This is a genomic window from Streptomyces sp. NPDC101132 (assembly GCF_044759225.1).
Taxonomy (GTDB): domain Bacteria; phylum Actinomycetota; class Actinomycetes; order Streptomycetales; family Streptomycetaceae; genus Streptomyces.
In genome coordinates this window covers 88,212-99,243 of record NZ_JBIVYX010000004.1, presented here as the reverse complement: position 1 = coordinate 99,243, position 11,032 = coordinate 88,212, and the positions used below count along the sequence as shown (strand labels likewise).

13 protein-coding genes and 5 tRNA genes are annotated in these 11,032 nt (G+C 71.1%); 13 read left to right on the top strand and 5 right to left on the bottom strand.

The window, feature by feature from the left end:
* Positions 1–145: 145 nt before the first annotated feature.
* From ACIQUR_RS10975 to ACIQUR_RS10950, 6 genes are all read left to right on the top strand, one after another.
* Positions 146–877: an HAD family hydrolase gene (locus ACIQUR_RS10975; protein WP_403661695.1), complete on the top strand. Its 732-nt coding sequence runs from the start codon at positions 146–148 to the stop codon at positions 875–877.
* An 88-nt stretch (positions 878–965) separates the two neighbouring features.
* Positions 966–1,037, top strand: a tRNA-Gln gene (locus ACIQUR_RS10970).
* 21 nt (positions 1,038–1,058) lie between these two features.
* Positions 1,059–1,131: transfer RNA gene (locus ACIQUR_RS10965), tRNA-Glu, on the top strand.
* A 61-nt stretch (positions 1,132–1,192) separates the two neighbouring features.
* Positions 1,193–1,268, top strand: a tRNA-Glu gene (locus ACIQUR_RS10960).
* Positions 1,269–1,286: 18 nt separating this feature from the next.
* Positions 1,287–1,358, top strand: a tRNA-Gln gene (locus tag ACIQUR_RS10955).
* 25 nt (positions 1,359–1,383) lie between these two features.
* Positions 1,384–1,456: transfer RNA gene (locus ACIQUR_RS10950), tRNA-Glu, on the top strand.
* 262 nt (positions 1,457–1,718) lie between these two features.
* Here ACIQUR_RS10950 and ndgR read toward each other — a convergent pair.
* Positions 1,719–2,435, bottom strand: a complete 717-nt coding sequence (gene ndgR / locus ACIQUR_RS10945) for an IclR family transcriptional regulator NdgR (RefSeq protein WP_355356330.1) — start codon at positions 2,433–2,435, stop codon at positions 1,719–1,721.
* 185 nt (positions 2,436–2,620) lie between these two features.
* Between ndgR and leuC the strand changes: the two genes are divergently transcribed.
* From leuC to ACIQUR_RS10925, 4 genes are all read left to right on the top strand, one after another.
* Complete coding sequence (leuC, locus tag ACIQUR_RS10940; RefSeq protein ID WP_403661691.1) at positions 2,621–4,045, top strand: 3-isopropylmalate dehydratase large subunit; 1,425 nt, start codon at positions 2,621–2,623, stop codon at positions 4,043–4,045.
* Positions 4,046–4,051: 6 nt separating this feature from the next.
* The gene (leuD, locus tag ACIQUR_RS10935; protein ID WP_403661688.1) at positions 4,052–4,645 is read left to right on the top strand and encodes a 3-isopropylmalate dehydratase small subunit; all 594 of its coding nucleotides are present in this window, start codon (positions 4,052–4,054) and stop codon (positions 4,643–4,645) included.
* Between the two features lie 115 nt (positions 4,646–4,760).
* On the top strand, positions 4,761–4,988 hold the full coding sequence (locus tag ACIQUR_RS10930) for a hypothetical protein (RefSeq protein ID WP_399953000.1): 228 nt from the start codon (positions 4,761–4,763) through the stop codon (positions 4,986–4,988).
* 143 nt (positions 4,989–5,131) lie between these two features.
* Positions 5,132–5,824, top strand: a complete 693-nt coding sequence (locus tag ACIQUR_RS10925; RefSeq protein WP_403661685.1) for an HU family DNA-binding protein — start codon at positions 5,132–5,134, stop codon at positions 5,822–5,824.
* 99 nt (positions 5,825–5,923) lie between these two features.
* Here ACIQUR_RS10925 and ACIQUR_RS10920 read toward each other — a convergent pair whose 3' ends face one another.
* Complete coding sequence (locus ACIQUR_RS10920; protein ID WP_403661682.1) at positions 5,924–6,127, bottom strand: hypothetical protein; 204 nt, start codon at positions 6,125–6,127, stop codon at positions 5,924–5,926.
* Positions 6,128–6,158: 31 nt separating this feature from the next.
* Positions 6,159–6,827, bottom strand: a complete 669-nt coding sequence (gene cofC / locus ACIQUR_RS10915; protein ID WP_403661679.1) for a 2-phospho-L-lactate guanylyltransferase — start codon at positions 6,825–6,827, stop codon at positions 6,159–6,161.
* A gap of 185 nt (positions 6,828–7,012) precedes the next feature.
* Between cofC and ACIQUR_RS10910 the strand changes: the two genes are divergently transcribed.
* From ACIQUR_RS10910 to ACIQUR_RS10900, 3 genes are read left to right on the top strand one after another with little or no spacing between them, the layout of a single operon-like run.
* On the top strand, positions 7,013–7,765 hold the full coding sequence (locus ACIQUR_RS10910; RefSeq protein WP_403661676.1) for a lysophospholipid acyltransferase family protein: 753 nt from the start codon (positions 7,013–7,015) through the stop codon (positions 7,763–7,765).
* Positions 7,762–8,772 carry an NAD(P)H-dependent glycerol-3-phosphate dehydrogenase gene (locus ACIQUR_RS10905; RefSeq protein WP_403661673.1) on the top strand — a complete coding sequence of 337 codons (1,011 nt, stop codon included), beginning with the start codon at positions 7,762–7,764 and terminating at the stop codon, positions 8,770–8,772. Before ACIQUR_RS10910 ends, ACIQUR_RS10905 begins: the two co-directional genes overlap by 4 nt.
* A gap of 39 nt (positions 8,773–8,811) precedes the next feature.
* Positions 8,812–9,969 (top strand): D-alanine--D-alanine ligase family protein, encoded by a 1,158-nt coding sequence (locus ACIQUR_RS10900; protein WP_403661670.1) that lies wholly within the window; start codon positions 8,812–8,814, stop codon positions 9,967–9,969.
* Between the two features lie 107 nt (positions 9,970–10,076).
* Here ACIQUR_RS10900 and ACIQUR_RS10895 read toward each other — a convergent pair whose 3' ends face one another.
* Positions 10,077–10,571, bottom strand: a complete 495-nt coding sequence (locus ACIQUR_RS10895) for a DUF3515 domain-containing protein (RefSeq protein ID WP_403661667.1) — start codon at positions 10,569–10,571, stop codon at positions 10,077–10,079.
* A 20-nt stretch (positions 10,572–10,591) separates the two neighbouring features.
* Positions 10,592–10,825 (bottom strand): Lrp/AsnC family transcriptional regulator, encoded by a 234-nt coding sequence (locus tag ACIQUR_RS10890; RefSeq protein ID WP_030195064.1) that lies wholly within the window; start codon positions 10,823–10,825, stop codon positions 10,592–10,594.
* Positions 10,826–11,032: the final 207 nt, after the last annotated feature.

The following is an 11,032-nucleotide window of genomic DNA, read 5'->3' as shown; positions in this document are numbered from 1 at the left end:
CAGCGCGGGGGCCCCCCCCTGCCCCGCGGGCTCCGCGGGGCCTTGGTGGTCCCCCCCCCCCCCGCCCGGGCGGGGGGTCGCCCCGGGGGGGGGGTCGTCCGGAATTCCGGACGACCGCCCCCTGGGGCGTTGTAGCGTCGGTCACATGACGCTCCGCGCCGTGCTCTGGGACATCGACGACACCCTGTTCGACTACACGGGGTCCGACCGGTCCGGGCTGGCCGGCCACCTGGAGGCCGAGGGCCTGGCCGCCGCGTACGGCTCGGCCGCCCAGGCGCTCGCGCTGTGGCGGGAGATCACCGAGCGGCAGTGGGCCCGCTTCGAGACCGGCGCCGTGGACTTCCAGGGGCAGCGGCGCGACCGGGTGCGCGAGTTCCTGCGGGAGCCCGCCCTGGGCGACGCGGCGGCCGACGCCTGGTTCGACCGGTACGTCGCCCACTACCGCGCCGCCTGGGCGCTCTTCCCGGACGCGCTGCCGGCCCTGGACGCCCTGGCCGCCAGCCACCGCCACGGGGTGCTCTCCAACTCCTCGTACGCGAACCAGGACCCCAAGCTGCGCGCCCTGGGCCTGCGCGACCGCTTCGAGGTGCTGGTGTGCGCCGCCGAGCTGGGGCTGGCCAAGCCCGACCCCGGTTCCTTCCGCGCCGCCTGCGAGGCGCTCGGCCTGCCGCCCGGCGAGGTCGCGTACGTGGGAGACCGGCTGGACGTGGACGCGGAGGGCGCCCGCGACGCCGGGCTGGTGGGCGTCTGGCTGGACCGGGAAGGGCCCGCGGAGGCGGTCGTACCGGCGGGCGTGCACCGGATCCGGGGCCTGGCGGAGCTGCCCCGAGTGCTGGCCATGGATACCCGTTTTGGAGCTGGCTCACCCTTCCGGTAATGTTCTTTCTGCGCCGCCGGGGCGGGCCGAAAGGCCGGGAAGCCGGAGGCGCCACTGAATGAGACCCCCGCAGGGGGTTGAGTTTTGGTGGGGTATGGTGTAATTGGCAACACGGCTGATTCTGGTTCAGTTGTTCTAGGTTCGAGTCCTGGTACCCCAGCGCAGTGCGCATGCAGTGCTTGCCCCCGTTGTGTAGCGGCCTAGCACGCCGCCCTCTCAAGGCGGTAGCGCCGGTTCGAATCCGGTCGGGGGTACAGATCCTTCCCGCGAGGTCTCCTGGGTAGCTCCCGGACGCCTCGATGCAGGATCGCTAGGGCCCCCGTTGTGTAGCGGCCTAGCACGCCGCCCTCTCAAGGCGGTAGCGCCGGTTCGAATCCGGTCGGGGGTACCAACTGGTCTAAACCACCAGTGGCCTATGGTGTAATTGGCAGCACGACTGATTCTGGTTCAGTTAGTCTTGGTTCGAGTCCAGGTAGGCCAGCTGATCTGCAGAAACTTCAGATCTTGCCCCCGTTGTGTAGCGGCCTAGCACGCCGCCCTCTCAAGGCGGTAGCGCCGGTTCGAATCCGGTCGGGGGTACGCACAGGGAAGGCCCTCCGTGATCATCACGGAGGGCCTTCTCGCATGCCCGGACGCGATCCGTACGAGCGCCCGCCGGCCGGTGTCCCCGAGTCCGAGGGTCGGCGTCCGAGGACCGGTGTCCGGCGGCCGGCCTCCGGCGGCGGGCCCGCGGACCGATCCGGCACCCGGCACGCAAGAGGGGCCCTGAGGGCGCCTGTTCGGACGTGTGCGGCGTCGTGGCGCCCCCGGGGCCCCGGGGTGGTGAACGGGTCGGAAAGGATCAGCCGGAGCGGCGCAGGGCCTCCGTGAGGCGCGCGGCGGCGTCGATGACCGCCTGGGCGTGCATCCGGCCGGGGTGGCGGGTCAGCCGCTCGATCGGCCCGGAGACCGACACGGCGGCCACCACGCGGTTCGACGGCCCGCGTACGGGCGCCGAGACGGAGGCCACGCCGGGCTCCCGCTCGCCGATCGACTGCGCCCAGCCGCGGCGCCGTACGCCCGAGAGCGCGGTGGCCGTGAAGCGCGCGCCCTGCAGGCCCCGGTGCAGCCGCTCGGGCTCTTCCCAGGCCATCAGGATCTGGGCGGAGGACCCGGCCTTCATGGTCAGCGTGGAGCCGACCGGGACCGTGTCCCGGAGGCCGGACAGCCGCTCGGCCGCCGCCACGCAGATCCGCATGTCTCCCTGACGGCGGTAGAGCTGCGCGCTCTCGCCCGTCACGTCACGGAGGTGGGTGAGTACCGGTCCCGCCGTGGCCAGCAGGCGGTCCTCGCCGGCCGCGGCGGCGAGCTCCGCCAGCCGCGGTCCGAGGATGAACCGGCCCTGCATGTCCCTCGCCACCATCCGGTGGTGTTCCAAAGCCACGGCCAGACGATGTGCCGTGGGTCGTGCGAGCCCTGTCGCCGCGACCAGCCCGGCGAGGGTGGCCGGACCGGACTCCAGTGCGCTCAATACCAGAGCTGCCTTGTCGAGAACGCCGACGCCGCTAGAGTTGTCCATGCAACGATATTCACGTCTCACACTGTGAAACGCAAGTTCAATTTTCCCGAGAACCCGCCAGGCTAGAGGTGCGGGCCCGGAAACCACGGGTCAGAGCCCGCCGCCCGGGGCGTGGGGTCCGGACGGACGCGGCCTCGAAAAGATCTCTAGAAGCGTCGGCTCACCAGCCGACCGGAGGGAAAGCGATGGGTAGGACACTCGCGGAGAAGGTCTGGGACGACCATGTCGTCCGGCGCGCCGAGGGCGAGCCCGACCTCCTCTTCATCGATCTGCACCTGCTGCACGAGGTGACCAGCCCGCAGGCCTTCGAGGGGCTGCGGCAGAACGGCCGCCAGGTGCGGCGCCTCGACCTCACCATCGCCACCGAGGACCACAACACCCCCACCCTCGACATCGACAAGCCCATCGCGGACCCGGTCTCCCGGGCCCAGCTGGAGACGCTCCGCAAGAACTGCGCGGAGTTCGGCGTCCGGCTGCACCCGCTGGGCGACGTCGAGCAGGGTGTTGTCCACGTGGTGGGACCGCAGCTGGGACTGACCCAGCCCGGCACCACGGTGGTCTGCGGTGACTCGCACACCTCCACGCACGGCGCCTTCGGCGCGCTGGCCTTTGGCATCGGCACCAGCCAGGTCGAGCACGTGCTGGCCACGCAGACGCTGCCCCTGGCCCGCCCCAAGACGATGGCGATCACCGTCACGGGCGAGCTGGCGGAGGGCGTCACCGCCAAGGACCTGATCCTGGCGATCATCGCCAAGATCGGTACCGGCGGCGGCCAGGGCTACATCCTGGAGTACCGCGGCGAGGCCATCGAGAAGCTCTCGATGGAGGCGCGCATGACCATCTGCAACATGTCGATCGAGGCCGGCGCCCGGGCGGGCATGATCGCCCCGGACCAGACCACCTTCGACTACCTCCAGGGCCGCGACCACGCGCCCCGGGGCGAGGACTGGGACGCCGCCGTCGCGTACTGGCGGACGCTGCGCACCGACGACGACGCGGTCTTCGACGCGGAGGTCGTCATCGACGGCGCCGCCCTGTCGCCGTTCGTCACCTGGGGCACCAACCCGGGCCAGGGCGCGCCGCTCTCCGCGAACGTCCCCGACCCGGCTTCGTACGAGGACGCTTCGGAGCGCTTGGCCGCCGAAAAGGCCCTGGAGTACATGGGGTTGACCGCCGGGCAGCCGCTGCGCGACATCAAGGTCGACACCGTCTTCGTAGGCTCCTGCACCAACGGCCGCATCGAGGACCTGCGGGCCGTGGCCCAGGTCATCGGGGGCCGCAAAGTCGCCGACGGCGTACGGATGCTGGTCGTCCCGGGCTCGGTCCGGGTCGCCCTGCAGGCCGTGGAGGAGGGCCTGGACAAGGTCTTCAAGGAGGCCGGCGCCGAGTGGCGGCACGCGGGCTGCTCGATGTGTCTGGGCATGAACCCCGACCAACTGGCCCCCGGTGAGCGCTCCGCGTCCACCTCCAACCGCAACTTCGAGGGCCGGCAGGGCAAGGGTGGCCGGACCCACCTGGTCTCCCCGCAGGTGGCCGCCGCCACCGCGGTCCTGGGCCACCTGGCCTCGCCCGCCGACCTGACCGACGCCCCCACGCCCGCCGGAGTCTGATCACCCATGGAAGCTTTCACCACGCACACCGGCCGGGCCGTCCCGCTGCGCCGCAGCAACGTCGACACCGACCAGATCATCCCGGCCCACTGGCTGAAGAAGATCACCCGTGACGGATTCGAGGACGGGCTCTTCGAGGCCTGGCGCAAGGACCCGGAGTTCGTCCTGAACCGCCCCGAGCGCCAGGGCGCGACGGTGCTGGTCGCGGGCCCCGACTTCGGCACCGGATCCTCCCGTGAGCACGCCGTCTGGGCGCTGCAGAACTACGGCTTCAAGACCGTCATCTCCTCGCGCTTCGCCGACATCTTCCGCGGCAACTCCCTGAAGAACGGACTGCTCACCGTGGTCCTGCCGCAGGAGACCGTCGACCGGCTGTGGGAGCTGACCGAGGCCGACCCCACCGCGGAAATCACCGTCGACCTCGTCGCCCGCCAGGTGCGCGCGGCGGGAATCGAGGCGGAGTTCGAGCTGGACGAGAACGCCCGCTGGCGACTGCTGGAGGGGCTGGACGACATCTCTCTCACCCTTCAGAACGAAGCCGACATCGCCGCTTACGAAAGCGCCCGGCCGAGCTTCAAGCCGCGCACGATTCAGGCCTGATCAGGGCTTATTCGCCGGTGCACGAACACTGTGCCCCCCGCCTTCCGGCGGGGGGCACAGTCGTATGTTGAGGCCCCGTGAGGCGACAACTCGCCCCAGATGGCACAATCTGTGCATGGAACGCGACAGTCAACTCGAGCTCTACGAACTCGTCGCGGACCGGCTGAAAGAAGCACACACAAGGGTGCGCACACTGCAAGTCCCGGAGGGCGTAAGGATGGCGCTGACCCGGAAGCTGTTGGTCGCCACAGCCGCGGCGAAGCATGATCTCGCCGATGCGGCAAGGCGCCTGGACAGGTTGATGAAGGACCTCGACGAGGGTCGATTCCCTGAAGGCGACTGATGCGAAGGAACTCCGCAACGGTCCACATCGTTGCGGCACTAGGGTGATTAGCCCGTTTCGTGTTTGATTTGCGGTATATATCCGCCTAACGTGCGAAAAAGCTTGAACACATTCGTTCTGGCTATGTCTCCGAAGGGGAAGACGTGAACAAGGCGCAGCTCGTAGAAGCGATTGCCGACAAGCTCGGCGGCCGCCAGCAGGCCGCGGACGCTGTCGACGCGGTGCTCGACGCGATGGTCCGCGCGGTCGTCGCGGGCGACCGGGTCTCGGTCACGGGCTTCGGCTCGTTCGAGAAGGTCGACCGCCCCGCCCGGTACGCCCGTAACCCGCAGACGGGTGAGCGCGTCCGGGTCAAGAAGACCTCCGTACCCCGCTTCCGCGCAGGTCAGGGCTTCAAGGACCTCGTCAGCGGCACCAAGAAGCTCCCCAAGGGCGACGAGGTGGCCGTGAAGAAGGCCCCGAAGGGCAGCCTGATGGCGGCCGCGGCGGGCAGCAAGACCACGGTCAAGAAGGCCGCGGCCAAGAAGACCACCGCCAAGAAGGCGGCTGCCAAGAAGACCACGGCGGCCAAGACCACGGCGGCGAAGAAGACCACGACCGCCGCCGCGAAGAAGGCGACGCCGGCGGCGAAGAAGACCACCGCCGTCAAGAAGACCACCGCGGCGAAGAAGACCACCACCGCCGCCGCGAAGAAGGCGGCCCCGGCGAAGACCGCCGCCAAGAAGACCACCGCCAAGAAGACCGCGCCCGCCAAGAAGGCCGTCGCGAAGAAGGCGCCCGCCAAGAAGACGACCGCGCGCAAGACCACCGCGAAGAAGACGGCCGCCCGCAAGTAGGCCGAGCAGCCGAGGTTTCGACGCGCCGGGCCGGTGCCCCCTGCGGGGGGACGCCGGCCCGCGGCGTCCCCGGACTCTCGGAGCCGCGGAAAGCCCTGGTCAGAGGGTTTGCAGCGTGATCAGGGTGATTCGCAGGTCCGTGCCCGAGCCCTCGGTCTCGATCCGTACGCGCTGCCCCGGACGCAGCAGGCGCAGCCCGCCGGCGTCGAAGGCCGGGGCGTCGAAGTCCACCGGGGTGCCGTCGTCGAGCAGCACGCTGCCGCTGCGGGTCTCGGGGTCGTACGTGTACGAGGTCGCCTGCATACCCGCACCCTATCGCCGCCCGGCCGCCGCCTCAGAGGCGTCCCACCACGCGAACGGGCCGGTACAGCCGGGCCGTGCGGCCGCCCAGGCCCAGCGCCGCGGCCGCCGCCAGGTCCTCCCCGGTGTCCACGTCCCGGCGCACGCTGTCCACCCCGTCCAGGGCCATTTCCACCGCCCCCGAGGCGGAATGCCGGGCCCGGGACGGTCCCCCGAACGCGGGTGCCAATTCCACCCCGCGGGCGGCGGAAAGCAGAGTTGTTCCGATTCCTGCCGCATCCGCCAGAAATGCCCTGGGAAATGCGGCGGCGGTATCGAGCACGCGTCGCAATTCCTCCGGGCGCAGGGCCGGCAGGTCCGCGTTCATCGCCGCCACCGGTGCCCCCGGGCGCCCCTGCCGCGCCGCGCGCGCCCCGTGCGCCAGCGCCGCGTTGAGCCCCGCCGCGGGGGAGTCCGGCACGACGCGGGCGCCCAGGCCGGCCAGCTCCCCGGCGGCCACCGGGTCGTCCGTGACGACCACCACATCCCGGACCGCGGCGCAGGCCAGCGCCCCGGCCACGGTGTCCACCGCGAACGCCAGCGCGAGGTCGGAGCGTGCGGTGCCGGCGGCCGCCGCCAGACGGCTCTTGGCCACGGAGAGGGGCTTCAGCGGGACGATCAGCGTCCAGACGGCGTTCGTGGCGGCCCCCTCCTCGAAAAGCACGCGAGTGGGCCCCATTGTCACCCCGGCCCCACCGGGCAGGGGGTACCGTCCCGCGAGCGGGGCGTACGGTGTTCTCGACAGAGACCGGACCTGGGGCGACACTTGTCCGGCCGACCAGGTGCCGTACCCTCCCCCGCTACCGCCGGGAGGTGCCCCAGCACCGGTCCTAGAAGGAAGGTGTCCGAGTGTCCCGCCGCAGAATCGGCTTCTGGTACCGCCTGGCGGCGGTCATCGCAAAACCGCCGCTGGTAGTGCTGTTCAAGCGGGACTGGCGGGGAATGGAACACATTCCCGCAGACGGCGGCTTTATCACCGCGGTGAATCACAACTCGTATCTGGACCCGCTCTCCTACGCGCACTTCCAGTACAACACCGGCCGCGTCCCGCGTTTCCTGGCGAAGGCCGCCCTGTTCAAGGCGCCTTTCGTCGGCATGATGCTCCGCGGCACCGGCCAGATCCCCGTCTACCGCGAGACCACCAACGCCCTCGACGCATTCCGGTCCGCCGTCGACGCGATCGAGCGCGGGGAATGCGTGGCCTTTTACCCGGAGGGCACCCTCACCCGGGACCCCGACCAGTGGCCGATGGCCGGCAAGACCGGCGCCGCCCGCGTCGCGCTCATGACCCGTGCCCCGGTCATCCCGGTGGCCCAGTGGGGCGCGAACCTCGCGATGCCGCCCTACGCCAAGGAGAACAAGATCCGGCTGCTGCCCCGCAAGACCCTGCGGGTGCTGGCCGGACCGCCCGTGGACCTCTCCCGCTTCCACGGTCTGGAGCCCACGCCCGACGTGCTCAAGGAAGCCACCGAGGTCATCATGGCCGCCATCACCGCACTCCTGGAGGAGCTGCGCGGCGAGACCGCCCCCGCCGAGCCGTACGACCACCGCAAGGCCCGGGCAGAACAGCGGCGCAAGGCCGCCGGGGAGGGCAGGAAGTGAACCGTCCCGTCAAGGCCGCCGTCTTCGGAACCGGCTCCTGGGGCACCGCGTTCGGCATGATCCTCGCCGACGCGGGCTGCGAGGTGACCCTCTGGGGACGCCGCCCCGAGCTCGCCGAGGCCGTCAACACCGGACGCACCAACCCGGACTACCTGCCGGGGATCGAACTCCCCGAGCGCCTCCGCGCCACCACGGACCCCGCGGAGGCCGCCCGCGGCGCGGACTTCACCGTCCTCGCCGTCCCCTCCCAGACCCTCCGCGGCAACCTCGCCGAGTGGGCCCCGCTGCTGGCGCCCGACACCGTCCTCGTCTCCCTGATGAAGGGCATCGAACTCGGCACCGCCAAGCGGATGAGCGAGGTCGTCGAGGAGGTCGCCAAGGTCCCCGCCGAGCGCGTCGCGGTCGTCACCGGCCCCAACCTGGCCCGCGAGATCGCCGCCCGGCAGCCCGCCGCCTCCGTCGTCGCCTGCGTCGACCAGGCCGTGGCCCAGCGCCTCCAGGCCGCCTGCATCACCCCGTACTTCCGCCCCTACACCAACACCGACGTGGTCGGCTGCGAGCTGGGCGGCGCCGTCAAGAACGTCATCGGCCTCGCGGTCGGCATCGCCGACGGCATGGGCCTGGGCGACAACGCCAAGGGCTCCCTCATCACCCGGGGCCTGGCGGAGACCACCCGGCTCGGCCTGGCCATGGGCGCCGACCCGCTGACCTTCTCCGGACTCGCCGGCCTCGGCGACCTCGTCGCCACCTGCTCCTCGCCGCTCTCCCGCAACCACACCTTCGGCACCAACCTCGGCCGCGGGATGACCCTGGAGGAGACCATCGCGGTCACCCGCCAGACCGCGGAAGGCGTCAAGTCCTGCGAGTCGGTGGCCGATCTGGCCCGCCGGCACGGGGTCGACATGCCCATCACGGACACCGTGGTCGACATCGTCCACAACGGGAAGCCGCCGCTGGTCGCGCTGAAGGACCTCATGGGACGCAGCGCCAAACCGGAACGCAGCTGACTCCTTTCCGGACGCTTGAGCGGGTACTCTCGTGGCGATATGAGCAGCGAGAACCTCCCCCAGACTCCTGAGCAGCAGGGCCGCAAGCCGCGTGTGGCCGTCGTCTTCGGCGGCCGCAGCTCAGAACACGCCATCTCGGTCGTCACCGCGGGCGCGGTCCTGCGCTCGATCGACCGTTCCAAGTACGAGGTGCTGCCCATCGGCATCACCACGGACGGCCGCTGGGCGCTCACGGCCGACGAGCCCGAGCGGATGGCCATCGCCGACCGCAGGCTGCCGAACGTCGCGGAGCTCACCGAGTCCGCCGACGGCGGCGTGGTGCTCTCCGTCGACCCCGCCAACCGCGAGGTCGTCTACACCGAGCCGGGCGCCGTCCCGAAGGCACTGGGCGAGGTCGACGTCGTCTTCCCGATGCTCCACGGCCCCTACGGCGAGGACGGCACCCTCCAGGGCCTGCTGGAGCTGTCGGGCGTCCCGTACGTCGGCTCCGGCGTGCTCTCCTCGGCCGTCGGCCAGGACAAGGAGTACATGAAGCGGGTCTTCGTCTCCTTCGGGCTGGAGGTCGGCCCGTACGAGGTGATCCGCCCCCGCGAGTGGGACGCCGACCCGGCGGCCGCCCGCAAGAAGATCGTGGACTTCGCCGGCGAGCACGGCTGGCCGCTGTTCATCAAGCCCGCCCGCGGCGGCTCCTCGGTGGGCATCACCAAGGTCGACGACCTGTCCGGCCTGGACGAGGCCGTCGAGGAGGCCCGCCGCCACGACCCGAAGATCCTCATCGAGGCGCTCGTGCGCGGCCGCGAGATCGAGTGCGGCGTCCTGGAGTTCGAGGACGGCCCGCGTGCCAGCGTCCCGGCCGAGATCCCGCCGGTCAGCTCGCACGACTTCTACGACTTCGAGGCCAAGTACATCGACTCCGCCTCCGGAATCGTCCCCGCCCCGCTCGACGAGGCCCAGACCGCCGAGGTCCGGCGCCTGGCGGTGGAGGCCTTCGACGCCGCCTCCTGCGAGGGCCTGGTGCGCGCCGACTTCTTCCTCACCGAGGACGGCCGGTTCGTCATCAACGAGATCAACACCATGCCCGGCTTCACGCCGATCTCCATGTACCCGCGGATGTGGCAGGAGTCCGGCGTCTCGTACCCCGAGCTGGTCGACCGCCTGATCCAGGCCGCCATGCGCCGCTCGACCGGCCTGCGCTGAGCCCTTCCCCTACGTACGGCCGCCCGCCAGGTCATCCTGGCGGGCGGCCGTACGTAGGGGGGCCGGAGGGCCGGGACGGGGGACGGGCCCGCGGTGCGGCGCCCGCGTCAGTACGAGGAGACGCCCACCGGAACGCTCTTCTGCACCGCGGGACCGAAGGCGACCAGCAGCCCCGCGTCCGTGGCGTGCTCCCGGTCGACGACCACCTCGACGTAGGCCAGACGGCCGCCGGTGACGAAGCGGAACGAGCCGTCGTCCCGGCGCTTGCCGATCAGCCAGCCCACGCCGTTCACCTCGACCTGCCCGGTGCCCTGCGGATCGGAAATCAGGTCGAGGGGCTTGGGGACGCCACAGCGCAGTACGATCGCTGCGCCGCCCCACGCGGCGGTCAGATCGGACGCGGGTTCGGGGTCCTCCCGGTCCAGGCCGGCCACCGTCTCCGGGAGCGCGCCGTGCAGCGCCGAGCACATCCTGACCACGTCCGCGGGCGGGGCGGGCGGGGGAGCGACCTCCGCCCGCGCGCTCCCGGGCGTGCAGCCCGCCAGGGCCAGGCACGCGGCCAGCACGGGCAGGCAGAGGGGCCGGAGGCGGGAGAACGTCACCGGCCAAGACTAGACGGGGGCTACAGATGGACGACCGGGCAGGTCAGGGTGCGGGTGATCCCGTCCACCTGCTGGACCTTGGCGACCACCATGCGGCCGAGTTCGTCTACCGTGTCGGCCTGGGCCCGCACGATGACGTCGTACGGACCTGTCACGTCCTCCGCCTGGATCACCCCCGGGATCTTCGCGATGGACTCGGCGACCAGCGACGCCTTGCCCACCTCGGTCTGGATGAGGATGTACGCCTGTACCACGGAACCTCCAGGGCGGCCACGAGGATGATCTCCCCTAACCTTCGGGTGGGGAACCCGCCCCTGACTCGGCGGGGCCCCAGGGAAGAAGGGACGCCACGGTACCGCGTCGCCGACTGCCGCGGGGAGACCCGAGGGCACGGCGCCGCGCTCAGCGGGGCGTACGAGGAACAGAAGTTGACGTGTCTGTTGACAGTACCCAGAGCAGTG